The organism is Acidovorax sp. GW821-FHT11A03 (assembly GCF_058809075.1).
In genome coordinates this window covers 39,089-59,554 of record NZ_JBXASG010000001.1, presented here as the reverse complement: position 1 = coordinate 59,554, position 20,466 = coordinate 39,089, and the positions used below count along the sequence as shown (strand labels likewise).

The following is a 20,466-nucleotide window of genomic DNA, read 5'->3' as shown; positions in this document are numbered from 1 at the left end:
GCAACGCCACAGCCATAATGGCGCTATGAAAATTCAGTTTCCCAACATCGCAATCGTGGGCACCGGCGCCATGGGTCGGGGCATTGCACAGATCGCCGCGCAGGCCGGCAGCCAGGTTTTTCTGCTCGACGCAACCCCAGGCGCCGCCCAGGCCGCCCAGGCGGCGCTCCAAGACCAATGGAGCAAGCTGGTCGCCAAAGGGCGCATTGATGCCGATCAAGCCACGGCCCTCGCTGCGCGGCTGCACCCGGTGCAGGCAGTGGCCGATCTGGCCGCGTGTGACCTGGTGATCGAAGCCATCGTCGAGCGGCTGGATGTGAAGCAGAAGCTGTTTGCCGAACTGCAGTCCGTGGTGCGCAGCGATGCCGTGCTGGCCACCAACACCTCGTCCCTGTCCGTGACCGCGATTGGGGCGGCGCTCCAGCGCCCGCAGCGGCTGGCGGGTTTTCACTTCTTCAATCCGGTGCCGTTGATGAAGGTTGTCGAGGTCATCGCGGGCCTCAAGACCGACCCCGCGATTTGCACCGCCCTGGCGGCCTATGCCAAAGAGATGGGCCACACCCCCGTTCAGGCGCAGGACACCCCGGGTTTCATCGTGAACCATGCGGGGCGCGGCTTCGGCACGGAGGCCCTGCGCATCGTGGGCGAAGGCGTGGCCGACTTCGCCACCATCGACCGCATCCTGCGCGACCAGGTGGGTTTCAAGCTCGGCCCGTTCGAGCTGATGGACCTCACCGCGCTGGACGTGTCGCACCCGGTGATGGAATCCATCTACCGCCAGTACTACGACGAGCCGCGTTTTCGCCCCAGCGTGATCACCGCGCAGCGCCTGGCCGGCGGCGTGGTGGGCAAGAAGGTGGGAGAAGGTTTTTACCGCTACGTGGAGGGCGTGGCGCAAATCCCCGCAGAGGCACCGCCCCCGGTGGTGACCGACCTTCCCCCGGTATGGGTGTCGCCCCGCGCGGCACGGCGCGCCGAGCTGTACCAGCTGCTGAAGGACCTGGGCGCCACCATCGAAACCGGCCCATCGCCCTCGCCCCAGGCCATCACGCTCGTCGCGCCGCTGGGCTTTGACGTGACCACCGTCGCCGTGGTCGAGCGCCTGGACCCGGCCCGCACCATCGGCATCGACATGCTGATCGACGATGCCGCCACCAGGCGCCGCGTGCTGGCGACCAACCCGGCCACGCGCGTGGACATCCGCAACGCGGCGCATGCGCTGTTCGCCCGCGACGGCAAGGCGGTGAGCGTGATCCGCGACAGCGGCGGCTTCGTCACGCAGCGCGTGGTGGCCACCATCGTGAACATCGCCAGCGACATCTGCCAGCAAGGCATCTGCTCCCCCAAGGACCTGGAAACCGCCGTCACGCTGGGCCTGGGCTATCCGCTGGGGCCTTTGGCCATGGGCGACCGCTGGGGTCCCACCAACATCCTGGAAGTGCTGTTCAACATGCAGACCGTCTATGGCGACACCCGCTACCGCCCCAGCCCCTGGCTGCGCCGGCGCGGCGCGATCGGCCTGAGCCTCACGCATGTGGAGGAATGAATGAATGAAGACTCCTTGCGGGGCGCGGCGGCCGCTGGCGCCGGCCGCGCGCACCGCACGGGCCCTGCTTCCAGACCGACTGCACACCCCCACGTGAACCGTCCGCAGCCCTTCACAAGGTAACCCACGCACATGCCCGCAGAACTCCAGAGCACCAGCCAGGGCCAGACCCTGATCCTGACCCTTCGCAATCCCGAACGGCGCAATGCCATCGACCCTGCGATGTACGCGGCGGGCGTGGAGGCGCTGGGCGTGGCCGAAAGCAGCCCCGACATCCGCAGCGTGGTCATCACGGGCGCGGACGGCATGTTCTGTTCGGGAGGCAACCTGCAGCGCCTGCTGGCCAACCGCCAGCAGGACCCGGAGGTGCAGGCCCAGAGCATCGAGGGGCTGCACAACTGGATCGAGACCATCCGCACCTATCCCAAGCCCGTGATCGCCGCGGTGGAGGGGGCCGCCGCCGGTGCCGGCTTCTCGCTGGCGCTGGCCTGCGACTTCATCGTGTCCGCGCGCAATGCCGTGTTCGTGATGGCCTACAGCAACGTGGCCCTGTCTCCGGACGGCGGCGCGAGCTGGAGCCTGGTGCATGCCCTGCCCCGCCAGGTGGCCACGGAGATCCTGATGTGTGGCGACCGGATTGGCGCCGAGCGCCTGCACGCGCTGGGCGTGGTCAACCGCCTTGCCGAAACTGGGGGCGCACTCGATGCCGCGCTCGCCCTGGCCGAGCAGCTCAATGCGCGTGCGCCGAATGCGCTGGCCAGCATCAAGGAGCTGATCAATGAAGCACCCCATGCAAGCCTCACCCACCACCTGGGCCAGGAGCGCAATCATTTCGTGACCAACCTGCACCATGCCAACGGCGGCGTGGGCATCACCGCGTTCCTTGAAAAGCGTGTGCCCCGCTACGAATAGCCCCGCACGCTGCCGGCGGTGACCGCACGCCGACGGCCACCACCATCCACGATGAAGCCCCTGGGATGCCGCCAAGCACCCAGGGGCTTTTGCATGGCGGGCCTGCTGCAGACACGCAGGTGACAACCCTGACGCTGCGCGAAGGTCCCTGACGCGACAATGGGCCTGTTTCCAGTCACACAAAAGACAGACCATGGACGACCCGATTCTTACTATCGAAGAACGTGAAGCGATCAACTCAGGTCGCTGGTTTTCTTCCCTCTCACCTTCACTACGCCACGACATCCTGCGATGTGCATACGTCAAACGCTTCAAGGACGGCGGCCTCATCGCCGCGCGCGGCGACCCGCCCGAGGAGTGGATTGCGTGCGCGCGCGGCGCGGTGCGGGTGAGCTCCACCTCCATCTCGGGCAAGCAGATCACGCTGACCTATGTGGAGCCGGGCATCTGGTTCGGCGACGTGGCGATCTTCGACGGGGACCGGCGCACGCACGATGCCTATGCGCACGGCGACACCACGATCCTGTGCGTGGCCAAGGCCGACTTCCGCAAGATCCTCGCGGCGCATACCGAGTTCTACGAAGCCATGCTGCGCCTGCATGCGCGGCGCATCCGCCAGCTCTACGGCCTGGTGGAAGACCTCAACACCCTGCCGCTGCGCGCGCGGCTGGCCAAGCAGCTCGTGCACCTGGTGCGCAGCTACGGCATTCCCAGCCTGTCGGACGGCAGCGAGATGCGCATCGGCCTGCAGCTGGCGCAGGAAGAACTGGCGCAGCTGCTGGGCGCATCGCGCCAGCGGGTGAACCAGGAGCTCAAGGCCATGGAGCGCGAGGACGCCATCCGCATCGAGCCGGGCGGCCTGGTGGTGCGCGATCGCGACGCCCTCATGCGCATTGCTGAAACCGACAACTGACTGACCGAACCCTCGCCCCGTCCATGAGCAACTTTGACCATTTCGTTGGCACCCGTCCCGTCTCCGACCAGCACGCGTTCGACATCGGCGCGCTGACAGCCTGGCTCACGCAGAACATGGAAGGCTTTGCCGGCCCCCTGACGGTGGAGATGTTCAAGGGCGGGCAGTCCAACCCCACCTACAAGCTCATCACCCCCAGCGCCCACTACGTGATGCGCTCCAAGCCCGGCCCCGTGGCCAGGCTGCTGCCATCGGCCCACGCCATCGAGCGCGAATTCGCGGTGATGAGCGGCCTGCATGGCACCGACGTGCCCGTGCCCCGCATGCACGTGCTGTGCGAGGACGAGTCGGTCATCGGCCGCGCCTTCTACGTGATGGAGTGCATGCAGGGCCGCGTGCTGTGGGACCAGTCGCTGCCCGGCATGTCGCCCGCCGAGCGCGGCGCCATCTACGACGAGATGAACCGCGTGATCTCTGCGCTGCACACCGTGAAGTTCGCCGACCGGGGCCTGGCCGGCTATGGCAAGCCGGGCAACTATTTCGACCGCCAGATCGGCCGCTGGAGCAAGCAGTACGTGGCCTCCATCACCCAGCCCATTCCCGAGATGGACAAGCTCATGGAATGGCTGCCCGCCCACATGCCGGCGAGCGCACGCGATGAAGGCCACGTGTCCATCGTGCACGGCGACTACCGGCTGGACAACCTCATGTTCCACCCCACCGAGCCCCGCGTGATCGCCGTGCTCGACTGGGAGCTGTCCACCCTGGGCCACCCGCTGGCCGACTTCAGCTACCACTGCATGAGCTGGCACATCCCCGCCGCCATGGGCCGGGGCATTGCCGGGCAGGACCTCGCGGCCCTGGGCATCCCCGGCGAAGACAGCTACATCCGCCGCTACTGCGAGCGCACCGGCATCGCCACGCCCGAGGCGCTGCGCGCCGACTGGAACTTCTACCTCGCCTACAACATGTTCCGCATCGCCGCCATCCTGCAGGGCATCGCCAAGCGGGTGGAGGCGGGCACCGCCTCCAGCGCGCAGGCCAAGGCCTCGGGCGACACGGCACGGCCGATGGCCGAGCTGGCCTGGTCGTTCGCGCAGCGGGGATGAGGCGCCCCACGATTACCAACGGAGAAGAAACCCATGGACTTTGACTACTCGCCCAAAACCAAGGAACTGCAGGCCAGGCTGCTCCAGTTCATGGATGACCACGTCTATCCGAACGAAGCCACCTACTCCGCCGAGCTGGCGGCCAACACGGCGGCGGGCAAGCGCTGGAGCGCGCTCAAGACCATCGAGGACCTCAAGCCCAAGGCCCAGGCGGCAGGCCTGTGGAACCTGTTCCTGCCGGTGGACAGCGCGGCGGCCTCCGGATACGACGGCGCGGGCCTGACCAACCAGGAATACGCCCCGCTGGCCGAGATCATGGGCCGCGTGCCATGGGCCAGCGAGGTGTTCAACTGCTCGGCGCCCGACACCGGCAACATGGAGACCATTGCGCGCTACGGCGACGACGCCAACAAGGCCCGCTGGCTCAAGCCGCTGCTCGAGGGCAAGATCCGCTCGGCCTTTGCCATGACCGAGCCGGCCGTGGCATCCAGCGACGCCACCAACATCGAAACGCGCATCGAGCGCCAGGGCGACGAATACGTCATCAACGGCCGCAAGTGGTGGATCTCCGGCGCAGCCGATCCACGCTGCGCGGTGTTCGTCACCATGGGCAAGACCGACCCCGATGCCCCTCGCCATTCGCAGCAGAGCATGGTGCTCGTGCCGGCTGACGCCAAGGGCATCACCGTCATTCGCCCGCTCAATGTGTTTGGCTACGACGACGCGCCCCATGGCCACGTCGAGATGACCTTCGAGAACGTGCGTGTGCCCGTCTCCAACATCCTGCTGGGCGAGGGCCGTGGCTTCGAGATCGCCCAGGGCCGCCTGGGCCCCGGGCGCATCCACCACTGCATGCGCCTCATCGGGCTGGCCGAGCGTGCGCTGGAGCTGATGTGCAAGCGCGCCTCGTCGCGCACGGCCTTCGGCAAGACCGTGGCCCAGCAGACCGTGACGCAGGAGCGCATCGCCGAGGCCCGCTGCAAGATCGACATGGCGCGCCTGCTCACGCTCAAGGCCGCCTGGCTCATGGACGTGGCCGGCAACAAGGTCGCCAAGACCGAGATCGCGATGATCAAGGTGGTGGCGCCCAGCATGGCCTGCCAGGTGATCGACTGGGCCATGCAGGTGCATGGCGGTGGCGGCATGTGCGATGACTTCCCGCTGGCCTATGCCTATGCCAATGCGCGCACGCTGCGCTTTGCCGACGGCCCCGACGAGGTGCACCGCAACGCGATCGCCAAGTGGGAGCTGGGCAAGTACGGCACCTACGGCCGCGACGCGGGCGTGCCCATCACGCGCGGAGGATGAAGCTCCGCCAGAGGCGACCGCTCTTTGCTGCCGTCCCAGCGTGCGCAGGCATGCGGGGAGCCGCGGCACTCAGCCCCTCGCTCGCGTAGCACGCGGGAGGGGGACACACCCGGTGGCCTGGCGACACCAGCTCCACGGTGCACTCGCCTGGAGCGCGCCAGTTTTGCGGGGGGGGTTCATGCCGCACCATGAACAACGGGGCCACTGGCCCCGTTTTCGTTTGGCGGGCGCTTGCAACGCTACCCGGCAATGCCCGGCTCGTCGTCCGGCCCTGCCACCGACATGGGCGGCAGGTTCTGCAGCGCGGCCTGCCCCGCCACCAGCAGCAGCTGCTTGGCATGCGCGATCTCGGCCAGGCTGCGCTGCGTGTGTTCCATGCGCAGATAGACGCGGCCCCGCGCCAGCATCAGCACCAGCGGCGATTTCGCCCGCTCGGCGCCGCCCTCGCCTTCCACCGCGTTGAGCAGCTGCGAGACCACGGGCGCATGGATCCAGCGCTGGGCCAGCTCGATGCGCTCGGACACCACGGTGAAATGCTCGCGGAACGACGCGGGCAGGCCGGGCCAGGACATTTCCTCGTACATCGAAAGCCAGCGCATTTCCTCGGGCAGGCTGCTGCTCACGGCGGTCTGCAATGTGTCCGTGATGGCGTCGTAGGCGGTGCCCTCCAGCACCTCCTGCAAGGGCCGGTTGATCACCATCACCGCGGCATCCGGGTCGGCGCCCACGTCGGCGCGGCCGCGCAGCTCCAGGCCCTGCACATAGTCGCGCGTGGGCGCGCCGCATTCCAGCCGCCAGGGGTGGCCGTGGATATCGCCGCCCAGGTCGAAATGCCCGTCGGTCGCATGCGCCACGATCGCCAGCCGCTGGCCGGCCGCCCAGCGGGATACGTCGCGGTTGGTCACCGGCCGGCCCGGGGTGGACGCGGAACTGCCGGATGCGCTGAATGCTTTGCGGAGGCGGTCGAACATTGCAGGGACGAAGCAGGAGCTTCGCAAGAGTCGCGGGTGCAGGCATTATTGAGGGCATTGGCGGGGGAAGGAAGCCCCCTGGCGGAAGCACCCTGAGCCGCCCGATGGCGCCTTCCCCCGACGGGGACGCACCCGGTGGACTGGCGAAGCCAGATCCACGGGTGCACGGGCCTCCAGCGCGCCAGTGTCGGCGGCGGTGCGTATGAGCACGCTTTTTTGGATGAAGACATGTTTTTTGTGACTGCGAACCGCCGGTTCGCGCTGACCGCCCTGGCTGCTTCTTGTGTGCTGGCCACCCTGCCCGTCGGCGCTGCGGAATTGCCCAAGGATGCCTCGCCCACGGCGCGCCGGTTGGTGCGCTGGGCCACCGACACCGCCGACCACCAGGGCCTGCCTTTTGCCGTGATCGACAAGCCCGCCGCCCGCATCCATGTGTTCTCGGCCCGGGGGCAATGGCTGGGCAGCGCGCCAGTGCTGCTGGGTGCGGCGCTGGGCGACCGGTCCGCCCCCGACATCGGCCAGCGGCCGCTGTCGCAGATCCGCCCCGAAGAGCGCACCACGCCCGCGGGCCGCTTCGTCACCGAGCCCGGGCGCAACCTCAAGGGCGACGACATCGTCTGGATCGACTACGACGCCGCCGTGTCGCTGCACCGGGTGCGCAGCGTGAGCGCCGCCGAGCGCCGCCACCAGCGCCTGGCCAGCCAGGGCGCGCAGGACAAGCGCATCAGCTACGGCTGCGTGAATGCGCCCGAGGCGTTCTACAACCAGTTCATCGCGCCGCTTTTCGGCCAGTCGCGCGGCGTGATCTATGTGCTGCCGGATACGGAGCCGTTTGCTACTATTTTTGTAGCCGCCAGCGCTTACCAGTAGTGCGCTGGAGGCATTTTTTATCAAATTCCGTTGAACAGGCGCCGCGCGGGGCCCGGCTTTGCCCCGTGCCCGGTCTTCAGCCGCCGGCCGGCTCCAGCCTGAACACCGCCTTCCGCTCGCCCACCTGCAGCCCCTTGGCGTTGGCGATGCGCGCGGACCGGCGCGGGGCCAGCGCTTCGCGCTGGCGGGTGTCGAGCCAGCCGAGCTGGTCCATCACCTCCACCGCCGCCGCCACCTGCGCCACCATGTTGCCGTCCATGACCTTGAGCGCGAAGGCTTCGCCCCGGCTGCGGCTGCCCACCACCTGCACGCCGTCGGCCCCGGTCTTGGACACCCAGTCGCCCTGCCCTGCGCGCATGAAGTCCAGGTCGTGCCGTCCGGTGCCCGAGCCCAGCTCGGGCCGCGCGACCATGGCATCGGCCAGCGCGGTCAGGCTCTCGTGCAGGTCGGTATCCGGCGCGCCGCCCGCCAGCCGCGCATAACCCCGCGCCAGGTGTGCCAGGGGCATGGCGTAGTTGGGGGCGGAGCAGCCGTCGATGCCCATGGCCAGCTGATGGGGTGCGAGCCCCACTGCCTTCGCGACATGCTCCCGGATCGCCACCTGCAGCGGATGGGCCGGGTCCAGGTGGCCGTCCAGCGGCAACCCCTGTCGCACGCAGTGCGCGACAAAACCGGCGTGTTTGCCGCTGCAGTTGTTGTGGCGCTCGTCGGGCACAAAACCTTCGGGCAACGAACCGAGCCCCAGCTCGGCAAACAGAGGCCGGTGGCAGCCGCAGCGCAACGCGCGGTAGTCCTGGTCCACGCTGCCCAGCATGCGGTCCACCTGCTCCACATGCATGGGTTCGCCGTTGTGGCTGGCGCACAGCAGCGCCAGTTCGCCCGGCCCCCAGCCAAGCGCCCGTGCGCCACCCGCCTGCATGAAGGGCAGCGCCTGGAATGCCTTGATGGTGGAGCGCGTGAAGGTGACCGTGTACGGGTCGCCCACCTGCGCCAGCACCCGGCCTTCGCGGTGGGCCACGGCCACGGCGCCCCAGTGCTGGCACTCGGCCAGGCCGCCCCGGGTGACTTCGATCAACGGAACAAAACCCATGGCGTGGCTCCTCGCGGCGCGCGTCACTGCGCGGGGGTTGCGGGGGTCAGCGTCAGCGCGTGCACCCAGCGCGCGGGCTGGCGCTGCAGCGCGCGGTAGCCGGTCTCGGCCCACGTGGTGCTCATGTCGCGGTAGCGCGGCGAGAACACGAGGCCGCTCTGGCCCGTCTGGTAGATGAAGCGCGACTGCTCCAGGTCGGCCAGGTCATACACCGCGCGCAGCGAGGCCGCATGGCGGTTCACATACGGGCCCGTGGCCTCGCCCGCGTTGTACTGCCCCACGTTCACGGTGTACGCATCGCCATGCGAAGGCACGCTCACATCGAAGAAACGCGCCAGCGCGGGCACGTTGCCAAAGGGCCGGTGCACGCTGAGCGCGGGGTGCGCCGTGCCCCAGCGCCACCGGGCCGGGTCCGCCCCATAGGCTGCCTGCAGGCGGTCGAGCGCGCGGCCCAGGGCAGCGGCAGATTGCCCGGCACACGATGCGGGCTGGCACCACCAGGTGTCGTTGCGCTCCAGGATGCCTTCGAGCGCCGCGCGGTAGTCGCGCTTGCCATAGGTCGCGGTGAAGCGGTCTTCACCGATGCGTGGAATGATGAGGCCGCGCGCGAGTTCGTCCGTCCAGGCCACGAAGATCAGCGGCGCGGCCTTGCCCGCGTCCATCACGCCGTCAAAGCCTTGCAGCTCTTTCTGGGCGGCGGCCGCCAGCGCGTGTGCGGACTGCGCCTGTTGCAGGTGGGGCAGCAGGCGGCGCGTGGCCAGCGAGGTCACATCGCGGTGGATGGCCTGCATGCTGGCCGCGTCGTGTTTTTCGGTGGCCTCGATGAGCTGCGCGATGCGCTCGTAGCGGTAGGGCAAGGCCCAGTCCTGCGTGAGGAAGTGCGGGTAGTCCGGCGCCGTCACGCGCTGGTTGGCCGTGGCGATCCAGCCCCTGGCGCCTTGGGCGCCATCTGCGCTGCCTTTGCCATCGTCCTGCGGGGTTTGTTCGTAGGGCAGCCAGCCCTTCCAGTCGTAGCGCGCATCCCAGCCGGGGGACGGGGCCACGCCGCGGATGTCGTTGGCGGCATCGCGCAGCGGCACGCGCCCCGCCGCCTTGAAGCGGATGTGGCCCTGGTCGTCGGCGGCCACCACGCTCTGCATGGGCGAGTGGTAGTGCGCCAGCCCCTCGAAGAGTTCGTCCACGCTCTTGGCCTGGTTGGTCTTCAAGCCCGCCAGCACGGTCTGGTTGTCAGCGTCCAGCGCGCTCCAGCGCAGCGCGAGCACGTACTTGCCCAGGTCCAGCACCTCGGCGTGCGACTTCTGCACGTCGCTCAGCACCGGCCCATGGCGGGTGCTGCGCAGCGCCAGCTGCACGTCGGCCCCGCCCTTGACGCGGATGGTTTCGCTGCGCACCGTGAAGGGCGCCCAGCCTTCTGGCGTGCGGTACTGCGCCGCATCGGCCGGGTTGATCTGCTCCAGGTACAGGTCCTGCACGTCCGGCCCCGTGTTGGTGAAGCCCCAGGCCACGCGGTCGGTGCGCCCCAGCACCACGAATGGCAGGCCGGGCAAGGTGGCCCCCACGGCATCGATGGCGGCGATGGGCGTGCCGTCCGACGCGGTGCCGGCGGGCGCCTGCATGCCGGCGAAGTACCAGATGGCCGGGGCCGACAGCCCCAGGTGCGGGTCGTTGGCCAGCAGCGGCTTGCCGCTGACGGTGCGGGTTCCCGCCAGCACCCAGTTGTTGCTGCCCTTGCCTTCATTGGTGCCCGCGTTGCGCGTCAATTCATCGGCCCAGGCCAGCATGCCGGCGCTGATCTGCCGCGACAGCAGGCCTTCGTCCTTGCGGCGGGCTGCCCTGCTGGCCGCCGCCAGCCCGTCGGCACCGCCCGGCCCGGCCGCCGTGGAGCCCGCGCCAGCCGCGCGGTACACCCCAAGCTGCCGGTACAGCGCGGCGAGGTCGGCCGATGCGGCCGGCTTCTCGCCCGGATAGGGTGGCATCAATTGCCACAGGCGGTCGGTGTCCAGCGTCCGCGCGACCGACAGGCGCGCGAATTCCGTTCCCCAGTTGCCGCCCAGGTCCAGCGCCATCATCAGCGCCCAGCCCACGCTGTCCTCGGGCTCCCACACCGCGCCCGCCGCGCCGCCGGGCTGGACGCCGAGCACATGGAATTCGGGGGGCAGGGCCTGGGGCCGTTTCAGGTGGAACGCGTGGATGCCCTTGCTGTAGGCTTGCAAGGCCTCCTTGGCATAGGGCGGCAGGCCTGCGTACTGGCGCCGGGCCGCGCCCATGATGTCCAGAGCGCGCATCAGCTTGTCGGTTTCGAGCGTCGCGGGGCCGAAGACCTCCGACAGCTGGCCATGCATGACCCGGCGGTTGAACTCCAGTTGCCAGGTGCGCTCCTGCGCGTGCACATACCCCATCGCGAACCAGGCGTCCTGCGGCGTGCGCGCCTGGATGTGGGCCACGTCGGCCCCATCGCGCCGCACCTGTACCGCGCTGCCCAGCCCCGCCACGCCCAGTTCGCCGTCGAGTTTCGCAAAGCTCCGCTGCACATACACCGCCGCGCCCGCGCCTGCCAGCAGCGCCGCCGCCACCAGCCCCAGGGCCGTCCGCTTCATCCATGCCATCTTTGTTGTCTCCTGTTGTTGGGTGTGTCGTGTGTCCGTATCGCCCGGGCCGCGACCGGCCCGAAGGAGGTGCCCGGCGCCCGGGCAGCCCCATGGCGGAAGTCCCTCGCGCAGCCCGTCAGCGCAGGCGCACGCTGCCTCCGGCCACGTGGAAGCTCATGGTCGGCGCACTGGGCTCCGTGAAGGAAACGCCCAGCGCGATGTGCCCGGTGCCATGCAGGATGCAGGCATCGCGCCGCAGCCGCACGGGCGAATCGCTGCCCTCGAACCGCACCCAGGTTCCAAAGCTGCTCATGTCCGTCAGGACGAAGCCGCTGTTGCGCCAGTCGATGCGCGCATGCAGGCGCGAGACGCGCGGATCGTCGACGCACAGCTGGGCGTGCAGCGCCCGCCCCACCAGGACGGGGGCGTCGGACGAGGTGAAGGTGCGGTCCACGCCGTGCCACGAGAACTGGATATGCCCCAGGATCGAGTCTGCCGGCGCAAAGTTGCTGACAAGGGAAGCCTGCATGGTGAGGGAGTCGGGCGCCTCGTCCTCGCGCCACTCCACGTGGTAGAGCATCAGCAGCTCGGCCTTGCCGCGAATGTCCATCATGCCCAGCTTGCGGTACCAGACATCCGGCGCGGCCCCCGCCAGCAGCACGGTGGTCTCGGTGGCCCAGATCTCGGCCGGGCCGGCCCGCTCGCACAGCCGGGAGGCAACGTTGACGGCATCGCCATAGCAGTCGCCATCCACGTCCACCACTTCGCCGCTGGCCACGCCAACGCGCACCTCCATGCGCAAGGGCTGGGGCCAGCGCTCCTGGCGGGCCTTGTGCTCGCGCAGCATGGCCGCCATGGCGGATACGGCGCTGGCGGCATCGCCAAAAACGCCCAGCACCCCGTCGCCCAGCTTCTTGACCACCCGCCCCCCGTGCGTCTGGATGGTGTCGCTGATCCATTGCGTGACCTGGGTCACCGCCTCGGTGGCGCGCTCATTACCCAGCGCTTCATACAAGGCGGTGCTGCCCGAGATGTCCGCAAAGACCATCGTCGACAGCACGCTCATGGACACCGGCCTATTGGTAACATCATGTGAATCAGTTTAGTGCAAGCGCCCTGGCGGCGCACCCATGAAAGCGTCAAGAATCGTTGCCCGGCGCCGCCAGGCGTCCGATGGCGCCACCCGGGACCTGACGGCGCCGCGGAGGTGCCCCAGGCAAAGTGAATTTCGTGGGCCGGGCGGTACATGGCGGCGGTTGCCACCCGCGATTTGCCGCCCATCCCAAAAAAATCAACAAACACGTAAAAGTTCGCAACAAACAAGGTGCGTCTGTTGTCTTTACGCAAAAACAGTAGCGCGCCCCTTGCGTGGCGCCTCGCTCCCGCTTAATTTGGCCGACCCTGTTACAAAAAATGCGTCCGCCTCCCTCCATGCGCTGGAACAAGCCCAATCTCCGCAACAACCTTCACGACCTTCTGGGCCGTGACAAGCCGTCATCGACGGCCTGGGTGCGCGACCACGGGCTGGAGGAGGTACGCCGGGCCATGCTGCAAAGCCTGGCGGGCATGAGCGGTTGCGAGGTGGCGCGCATGAACATGCGCCTGCGCTACGCCGGCGACATCGAAGCGTTGTGGTACCTGCGCACCGATCTCTTCAGCACGCTCGTGCCCTTGCGCGGCGAAACCGGAGCGCGGGGCGTGATCGACCAGGTCACCCCCCTGTTCCAGGGCCAGTTGCCACGTGCACTGCGCCCGGCCCAGCCCCCGCCCGGCAACGCCTGACCCGAGCCCCAGCCCAGGCGGACACCCGCCGCTGCGGATGCCATGCCGCCCGGCATCCCCTGAGCCCAGCGGGCAGGAATCCAGAGGCAGGCGATTGAAGGCAGCACCGAATCAGTGCTGGTGTCCCCAGTAGATCAGCGCATCCCGCCCTTCCACCGACAGCGATACCGTGCCCCCCACGGGCAGCAGCACCTTGGTCGCCACATGGCCGAAGGGCAGGTTCGTGAGCACGGGCGCCTTGATCTGCGTGCGCAGCCAGTCCACCACCGACTGCAGCTTGTAGCCCTTGTCGTGCGGCGCGAGCTTGAAGTTGGTGAACTGCCCCAGCACCACGGCCTTCTGCTGGGCCAGCACGCCGGCGTGCAGCAGCTGGGTGAGCATGCGCTCGATGCGGTAGGGGTGCTCGTGCACGTCTTCCAGGAACAGCACGCCACCCTTGATGGCCGGCAGGTACGGCGTGCCCACCAGCGAAGCCAGCACCGCCAGGTTGCCGCCCCACAGCGTGGCGCTTTTCACGTAGACATTGGGGACGGCCGGCTTGCCCGTGGCGGCGTCGGGCTTTTCATTGTTCATGCGCCAGCCCGTGCCTTCGCCATGGCCGGTCAGCAAATCGTCGAAGCAGGCCTCCATGATGTCGTCGGGCTCGCCGGCCACGCCAAAGTCGGCGCCCAGCGAAGGGCCGGCCCATGACGTGGCGCCCGTCTTGGCCAGCAGCGCGGTCTGGAAGGCGGTGAAGTCGCTCACGCCCACGAAGCGCGTGCCGCCCGCGATCGCCTTGGCCACCGCCTTGTAGCGGATGCCCGGCAGGATGCGCGACAGCCCGTAGCCGCCGCGCGAGATCAGCGCCACATCGGCGCCGCTGGCCGCGGCACGGTGGATGGCGGCCAGGCGGGTGGCGTCGTCGCCCGCGAAGCGGGTGTGCACGGCCAGGGCGTCCGCATCCACCTCGACCTCATGGCCCAGGGCCTTCAGCCGGGCGAGGCCGCGCTTGAAGGCGGCCTTGTCCTGCACGGCGCTCGACGGCGAATAGATGTAGATGTGCTTGGGGCCGTGGTCGTGGCTGCACTGGGAATGGTCGTGACCGGGATGATCGTGTGAATGGTCTTGCAAAGCGCTCAGGCCATGAAGGGGCCTGCTCCGTCAAAAAGAGAGTCCGTCCGGCGCCATGTCAGCCGGTGGCACGGCCGGCGCCGGGAAACGAGAAGTATTCCACAGCCTGCCGCGCGATCGGCTCGCCATGCTCCTGCACGAAGTGCCCGGCGTCGGCCAGCACGGTGGGCGCGGGGCAGCCGCGAATGTGGCGGTGCAGATCGCGCATGGTGGCGGGCCCGAGCACCGGGTCCTTGGCGCCAATGAACATCAGGCTCCGGCCCTGCCACCGCTGCTGCCAGAAATCACGCGCCTGGCGCGACAGCGCGGCCCCCGGCGCATCCTCCGATGCCGGCACGCGTTCAGGAAAGGCGCGCAGCGCGGCGCGGTAGCCCTTGTCGGGGAACGGCGCGTCGTAGGCGGCACACTCCGCCCCGGCCAGGTGCGGGTTGCCGCGCGCCAGCAGGCGCCCCACGCCATACAGCGGCTTGTCGCGGCACATCGCACGCCAATCGAGGAATCCGGCGGGCAGCGGCGCATCACCCGTGGCCAGCACGGTGTTCATCACCAGCAGGCCCGCAAACCGCTCGGGGCAGGCCATGGGCAGCGTCAGGCCCAGGATGCCGCCCCAGTCCTGCACCACCAGCACCACGTTGCGCAGGTCCAGCCGCCCGATGAGTTCCAGCAGCACCTGGCGGTGCCATTCGAACTGGTGCGCCGACTCTTTCTTGGGCTTGTCGCTCTTGCCAAAGCCGATCAGGTCGGGCGCGACCACGCGGTCCCCGGCCGAGAGGAACACGGGCAGCATGCGCCGGTACAGGTAGCTCCAGGCCGGGTTGCCGTGCAGGCACAGCCAGGTGCGCGGCGCGTCCTGCGGGCCTTCGTCCAGGTAGTGCAAACGCAAGCCGGCCAGGCTGGGCAGGTCGCTCAGGTAGCGCGGCGCCCAGGGGTAGCCGGGCAGATCCGCGAAGGCGGCATCGGGCGTGCGCAGGGCGTCGTCGCGCAGCGGATGGCGGGCCAGTGCCTCGGTGCGTTGTTGATGGCGGCGCTGCCGGAAGAAGCCGCTGAGCAGGCCGCCGCACTCGTCGGCCAGCACCCCGCCCCGCACCTGGGTCTGGTGGTTCAGCTCGGCATGGCCAAACAGGTTCAGCACCGAGCCCGCCGCACCCGTCTTGGGATCTGCGGCGCCGTACACCACGCGCGCCAGGCGCGCATGCAGCATGGCACCGCTGCACATGGCACACGGCTCCAGCGTGACATACAGGCTGCAGCCGTCCAACCGGTAGTTGCCCAGCCGCCGCGCCGCCGCGCGCAGGGCCACGATCTCGGCGTGGGCCGTGGGGTCGTGCCCCTCGACCGGCGCGTTGCGGCCGGTGGCGATCACCTGGCCATCCTTGACCACGATGGCCCCCACGGGCACCTCGCCGGCGCGCACGGCGACTTGCGCCTCGGCCAGGGCCAGGCGCATCCAGTGCGCGTCTTGGTCAGGATTCATTGCTATACAAATAATAGCTACCAGCGCTTGAAGGATAAGCGCCAGCAGCCCATTTCATCCTATTTCTCATCGTCCGGGATGGGCCGCGCCTGCTGCATCAGGCCTTCCATCTGCTGCTTGACCTGCTGCTGGATCTGCTGGCTCTGGTCGCGCACCGTGGCCGGCTGCGCCGCCGAAGCCGGGGCACCGCCGGCCGGCGCTGCTGTCTGCAGCGACGGCACGGGCGTGCGGACGGCGGACAGCTGCTTTCTGGCAAGGACACCCACCACAGCCAGCGCCACCACCAGCCCGGCCAGACCTACTACAGCACGCATGAAAAGACTCCTTGGCGGGCGGGGTGCCCGGACCACAGCCGGCGGGACCGCCCTGCCCGGCTTGCTACCGGCCCGACTGTAATGGCAAACCGCCGTGGGCACCCCCATGAAAAACGGCCGCGCGGGGCGGCCGTAGCGGTGGCGGGCCGTGCCCGCGGTGCTCAGTTGAGCGCCACGCGGTTGCCGTCCTTGTAGGTGTACAGCGTCACGGCGGGCGTGGTCAGCTCGCCCTTGGCCGTGAAGGCGATGTTGGCGGTCACGCCCTTGTACTCGGTCTTGCCGATGAAGGGGATGTACACCTTGGGGTCCACCGAGTTGGCGCGCTTCATCGCATCGGCCAGCACCATGGCCGCGTCGTAGGCGTACGGGCTGTAGATCTGGAACTGGCCGGGGAACTTGGCGTCGTAGCGCTTCTTCCAGTCCGCCCCGCCCTGCATCTTGTCGACCGAGGCGCCGCCCGTGGCGCAGGTCACGTTCTTGAGCGCAGGGCTCTTGCCCGACAGCTCGGGCAGCTTCTCGGTGCACAGCGCATCGCCGCCGAAGAACTTCACGTTGCCCAGGCCCAGCTGCTCCATCTGGCGCAGCATGGGGCCGGCCTGCGCGTCCAGGCCGCCGTAGAAGATCGCGTCGGGCTTCTTGTTCTTGATGGCCGTGAGGATGGCCATGAAGTCGGTGGCCTTGTCGTTGGTGAATTCCTCGCCCACCACCTTCAGGCCCTTTTGCAGGGCGGTGGCCTTGAACACCGAGGCCACGCCCTGGCCATACGCGGTGCGGTCGTCGATGATGGCCACGCTCTTGAGCTTCAAGTGGTCGGCCGAGAACAGTGCCAGCGCCGCGCCCAACGCGTTGTCGTTGGCGATCAGGCGGTAGGTGGTCTTGTAGCCGGGCTTGGTCAGGTCCGGGTTGGTGGCGGCGGCGGTGATGTGGGGCACGCCGCACTTGTCATAGACGGCCGCCGCAGGAATGGACGTGCCCGACTGCAGGTGGCCGACCACGCCCGCCACCTTCTGGTCGCACAGCTTTTGCGCCACGGCCGTGGCCTGGCGCGGGTCGCCGGCATCGTCTTCGGCCGCCAGCTCGAACTTGATCTTCTTGCCGCCGATGACCAGGTTCTGGGCGTTCAGGTCGTCCACCGCCAGGCGCACGCCGTTCTCGGTGTCCTTGCCGATGTGGGCGATGCCGCCCGACACCGGACCCGCGTGGGCGATCTTGACGGTTTGCACGTCCTGCGCTGCGGCGGCGCCGGCAGCGGCGACACACGCGGACACAGCGGCAAACTGCACCAGGGACAGGGGGAAAGAGAGGGGACGACGCAGACGGGAAGCACGAAGCACGGTAAAAGTCTCCAGGAGTGGCAGGGGCGAGATCGGACGCACCATTTTGGGGCGGCCTGGACCGCATCCTAGCCACCCTCACTCCCTTTTTCAGGCAATTGCTATGCAGACATAGCAATTTGGTGGGGCATTAAATCGGCTAATGGCCGGAGTTGGTTCGCCAGGCTCCCCGCTGGCCGGCCCAGCCCCCCCCCGCGGGGTCAGCCATTCACCATCCGCAGCTTGAAATTGACGAACGGCAGGATGGCGTCCGGTGCATCACGGGGTACGCGTTCTTCCACACAGCCCGTGTCGTTGGGGGTCACGAAATGCGGCCCGATGCCCGCGATCGCGATCTTGTGCGAGCCCGTCCAGTCCCAGCCCCATCCGGTTCCGGCCACCTCGCCTTCGAACAGAATGGGACCATTGGCAGCAATACCCTGGTGGATGGCGATGCGCATCCGATCGGCAAACCCACCTGCCCGGTAGCCGGCCTGGATGCGGAGGGTGAAGACGGGATGGAGTGCGGGGTTGAACGTGGCTCCGGAGGTATTGACCACCGTCACCAGCCCTGGCATGGCCGTGCCGTTCCATCGCTCGGCCATCACGGTGCCATCTGCAAAGATGATGAAGCCCCGGGCCTCGGCCCACAGGTTCTGGCCATGGCGGTAAATCGGGCCGCAGTGGGGGTTGTAGCTGCCCTGCCCGCCGGTGCAGTCCAGCGCGAACACCATGTGGTTGGCACCTTCGGAAAAGAACCACGAACAGTCGACCGTGCAGACCATATCGTTGTGCCGTGTGGGAGACGGGCTGAGCCGGGGCGGCAGGTAACAGAAGTCGAGGTCATTGATCGCCAGGCTGAGCTGGGTGGGCTTCTTCACGCGGGAGGTGCTCATCAGAGTCCTTTCACTGGGTGCTGAGTGGCGGCTGGCGATGCCAGCCGGGTTGGAAAAAAACGCGCGCTGCACGGGCCGTGGCATGGCGCCTGGCCTCGCACGCTGCGCCCGTTGTACCAGACCACGGCAGCCCGCAGCCTCTCCACATGGTTACCAAAAGCTGCGGCATCCGATACCCGAGGGATGCTCCACGGCATGGCGAAACTGAAATAATCACGCCCCATGTCCCTCCTGCCCCACCAGCTCGAACTGCTCTCGCCCGCGCGCGATGCCGACATCGGCATCGAAGCCGTCAACCACGGCGCCGACGCCGTCTACATCGGCGGCCCGGCCTTTGGCGCACGCGCCAGCGCGGGCAACGACATCCGCGACATCGAGCGCCTGGTGAAACACGCGCACCGCTTCAACAGCCGCATCTTCATCACGCTCAACACCATCCTGCGCGACGACGAACTGGAGGCCGCGCGCAAAATGGCCTGGCAGGTGTACGAGGCCGGGGCCGATGCACTCATCATCCAGGACATGGGCCTGCTCGAAATCGACCTGCCGCCCATCCAGCTGCACGCCAGCACCCAGACCGACATCCGCACGCCCGAAAAGGCGCGCTTTCTGCAGGACGCGGGCCTCTCGCAGATCGTGCTGGCGCGCGAGCTCACGGTGCAGCAGATCGCCGCCGTGCACAAGGCGCTGGGGCCGGTGGATGCCCCAGGCCGCGCCAACATCGAGTTCTTCATCCACGGCGCGCTGTGCGTGGCCTACAGCGGCCAGTGCAACATCAGCCATGCGCAGACCGGCCGCAGCGCCAACCGGGGCGACTGCAGCCAGGCCTGCCGCCTGCCCTACCAAGTGACCGACGCGCAGGGCCGCTTCATCGCGCACGACAAGCACGTGCTCTCCATGAAGGACAACAACCAGAGCGACAACCTGCGCGCGCTCATCGACGCCGGCGTGCGCAGCTTCAAGATCGAAGGGCGCTACAAGGACATGGGCTATGTGAAGAACATCACCGCCCACTACCGCACGCTGATCGACGAGATCCTGGAAGAGCGCGAGGCGCAAGGTCGGCCACTGGGCCGGTCATCGAGCGGGCAGACCACCTTCACCTTCACGCCCGACCCGCTGCAGAACTTCAACCGCGAGTTCACCGACTACTTCGTGACCGGCCGCAAGGAAGACATCGGCGCGTTCGACACCCCCAAGAACCCGGGCCAGGCCATCGGCTGGGTGACCAAGGTAGGCCCCGACTTCGTGGAACTGGAGGTGAGCGACCCCGCCACCGTGCTGCACAACGGCGACGGCCTGTGCTACTACGACCTGCACAAGGAGCTGGTGGGCATGGCCATCAACGTGGCCGAGCCCGTGTCCGCGCGCAGCGTGGGCCAGTGGCGCGTGTACCCCAAGGACCCGATGGAAGGCTTCAAGGACCTGCGCAAGGGCACCGAGGTCAACCGCAACCGCGACATGGACTGGGTGCGCACGCTGGAGAAAAAGTCCAGCGACCGCCGCATCGGCCTGTGGGCGCACCTGAGCGAAACGCCTTGCGGCTTCAGCCTGATGCTGACCGACGAGGATGGCAACGTGGGCTGTACTGATGTGCAGCAGCCGCGCCAGCCTGCCACCGATGCCGCCAAGGCCGAAGCCAGCCTGCGCGAGCAACTGGGCCGCTTCGGCGCCACCATCTTCGCGGTTCACGACATTGCGCTGCAACTGACTGAGCCCTGGTTCGTGCCCGCCTCGGTGCTCAACGCGCTGCGCCGCGATGCGCTGGCCGACCTGGAAGCGAACCGCGCGCGCAACTTCGAGCGCCTGCAGCGCGCCACGCCCATCGAGCCGCCAGCGCCCTACCCCGAGGACACGCTGAGCTTTCTGGGCAACGTGTTCAACCACAAGGCGCACGATTTTTACGTGCGCCACGGCGTCAAGGTGATCGATGCGGCCTACGAGGCGCACGAGGAAGAAGGCGAAGTCAGCCTCATGATCACCAAGCACTGCGTGCGCTTCAGCATGAGCCTCTGCCCCAAGCAGGCCAAGGGCGTGACGGGTGTGCAGGGCACCATCAAGGCCGAACCCTTGATGTTGATCAACGGCAAGGAAAAGCTGACCTTGCGCTTTGACTGCAAGCCCTGTGAAATGCACGTGGTGGGCAAGATCAAGCGCCAGGTGCTGAACCAGGTGCCGGAAGCCCCGCTCCAGTTCTACAAAGCCCGGCCGCAAGTCGCGCACTAAGGCAAGGCCGAAGAAGTCCTTGCGCGGGCGTGCGGCCCGTCTCA

At 68.2% G+C, this 20,466-nt stretch carries 17 protein-coding genes; 8 read left to right on the top strand and 9 right to left on the bottom strand.

Annotated features, from left to right (window positions below; all coding sequences use genetic code 11):
* Positions 1-25: 25 nt before the first annotated feature.
* The 5 genes from AC1RVY_RS00270 to AC1RVY_RS00250 all read left to right on the top strand — a co-directional run bounded on the left by AC1RVY_RS00270 (position 26) and on the right by AC1RVY_RS00250 (position 5,788).
* Positions 26-1,546: a 3-hydroxyacyl-CoA dehydrogenase gene (locus AC1RVY_RS00270; RefSeq protein ID WP_492804776.1), complete on the top strand. Its 1,521-nt coding sequence runs from the start codon at positions 26-28 to the stop codon at positions 1,544-1,546.
* Positions 1,547-1,678: 132 nt separating this feature from the next.
* A complete protein-coding gene (locus AC1RVY_RS00265) occupies positions 1,679-2,458 on the top strand; it encodes an oxepin-CoA hydrolase, alternative type (RefSeq protein ID WP_218340984.1) in 780 nt (259 codons plus the stop codon).
* A 193-nt stretch (positions 2,459-2,651) separates the two neighbouring features.
* Positions 2,652-3,371 carry a Crp/Fnr family transcriptional regulator gene (locus tag AC1RVY_RS00260; RefSeq protein WP_218294591.1) on the top strand — a complete coding sequence of 240 codons (720 nt, stop codon included), beginning with the start codon at positions 2,652-2,654 and terminating at the stop codon, positions 3,369-3,371.
* A 23-nt stretch (positions 3,372-3,394) separates the two neighbouring features.
* Positions 3,395-4,480, top strand: a complete 1,086-nt coding sequence (locus AC1RVY_RS00255; protein WP_492804774.1) for a phosphotransferase — start codon at positions 3,395-3,397, stop codon at positions 4,478-4,480.
* A gap of 33 nt (positions 4,481-4,513) precedes the next feature.
* Entirely contained in the window at positions 4,514-5,788 is a 1,275-nt protein-coding gene (locus tag AC1RVY_RS00250; protein ID WP_218294589.1) for an acyl-CoA dehydrogenase family protein, read from the top strand.
* A 239-nt stretch (positions 5,789-6,027) separates the two neighbouring features.
* On the opposite strand, the gene AC1RVY_RS00245 is transcribed toward AC1RVY_RS00250, so the two are convergent.
* Positions 6,028-6,759 (bottom strand): hypothetical protein, encoded by a 732-nt coding sequence (locus tag AC1RVY_RS00245; RefSeq protein WP_492804771.1) that lies wholly within the window; start codon positions 6,757-6,759, stop codon positions 6,028-6,030.
* 228 nt (positions 6,760-6,987) lie between these two features.
* Here AC1RVY_RS00245 and AC1RVY_RS00240 point away from each other — a divergent pair, with 228 nt between their 5' ends.
* Positions 6,988-7,629, top strand: coding sequence for a hypothetical protein (locus tag AC1RVY_RS00240; protein ID WP_218340981.1), 642 nt, complete (start codon positions 6,988-6,990; stop codon positions 7,627-7,629).
* Between the two features lie 76 nt (positions 7,630-7,705).
* On the opposite strand, the gene AC1RVY_RS00235 is transcribed toward AC1RVY_RS00240, so the two are convergent.
* The 3 genes from AC1RVY_RS00235 to AC1RVY_RS00225 form a co-directional block, all read right to left on the bottom strand.
* Positions 7,706-8,719 (bottom strand): asparaginase, encoded by a 1,014-nt coding sequence (locus AC1RVY_RS00235; RefSeq protein WP_492804769.1) that lies wholly within the window; start codon positions 8,717-8,719, stop codon positions 7,706-7,708.
* Between the two features lie 23 nt (positions 8,720-8,742).
* Positions 8,743-11,325 carry a penicillin acylase family protein gene (locus tag AC1RVY_RS00230; protein WP_492804768.1) on the bottom strand — a complete coding sequence of 861 codons (2,583 nt, stop codon included), beginning with the start codon at positions 11,323-11,325 and terminating at the stop codon, positions 8,743-8,745.
* Between the two features lie 118 nt (positions 11,326-11,443).
* Complete coding sequence (locus tag AC1RVY_RS00225) at positions 11,444-12,373, bottom strand: adenylate/guanylate cyclase domain-containing protein (RefSeq protein ID WP_218294584.1); 930 nt, start codon at positions 12,371-12,373, stop codon at positions 11,444-11,446.
* Positions 12,374-12,720: 347 nt separating this feature from the next.
* On the opposite strand from AC1RVY_RS00225, the gene AC1RVY_RS00220 reads away from it, so the two are divergent.
* Entirely contained in the window at positions 12,721-13,089 is a 369-nt protein-coding gene (locus AC1RVY_RS00220) for a hypothetical protein (RefSeq protein WP_369642735.1), read from the top strand.
* 111 nt (positions 13,090-13,200) lie between these two features.
* On the opposite strand, the gene AC1RVY_RS00215 is transcribed toward AC1RVY_RS00220, so the two are convergent.
* From AC1RVY_RS00215 to AC1RVY_RS00195, 5 genes are all read right to left on the bottom strand, one after another.
* Entirely contained in the window at positions 13,201-14,199 is a 999-nt protein-coding gene (locus AC1RVY_RS00215; RefSeq protein ID WP_492804765.1) for an LD-carboxypeptidase, read from the bottom strand.
* A gap of 58 nt (positions 14,200-14,257) precedes the next feature.
* Complete coding sequence (gene tadA / locus AC1RVY_RS00210; RefSeq protein WP_492804763.1) at positions 14,258-15,673, bottom strand: tRNA adenosine(34) deaminase TadA; 1,416 nt, start codon at positions 15,671-15,673, stop codon at positions 14,258-14,260.
* A 59-nt stretch (positions 15,674-15,732) separates the two neighbouring features.
* Positions 15,733-15,987, bottom strand: a complete 255-nt coding sequence (locus AC1RVY_RS00205) for a hypothetical protein (RefSeq protein WP_218294581.1) — start codon at positions 15,985-15,987, stop codon at positions 15,733-15,735.
* 161 nt (positions 15,988-16,148) lie between these two features.
* Positions 16,149-17,321: a branched-chain amino acid ABC transporter substrate-binding protein gene (locus AC1RVY_RS00200; RefSeq protein WP_492804761.1), complete on the bottom strand. Its 1,173-nt coding sequence runs from the start codon at positions 17,319-17,321 to the stop codon at positions 16,149-16,151.
* Between the two features lie 200 nt (positions 17,322-17,521).
* Positions 17,522-18,196, bottom strand: coding sequence for a hypothetical protein (locus tag AC1RVY_RS00195; protein ID WP_492804760.1), 675 nt, complete (start codon positions 18,194-18,196; stop codon positions 17,522-17,524).
* 222 nt (positions 18,197-18,418) lie between these two features.
* Between AC1RVY_RS00195 and AC1RVY_RS00190 the strand changes: the two genes are divergently transcribed.
* Positions 18,419-20,422 carry a peptidase U32 family protein gene (locus tag AC1RVY_RS00190; RefSeq protein WP_492804759.1) on the top strand — a complete coding sequence of 668 codons (2,004 nt, stop codon included), beginning with the start codon at positions 18,419-18,421 and terminating at the stop codon, positions 20,420-20,422.
* The last annotated feature ends 44 nt before the right edge of the window (positions 20,423-20,466 follow it).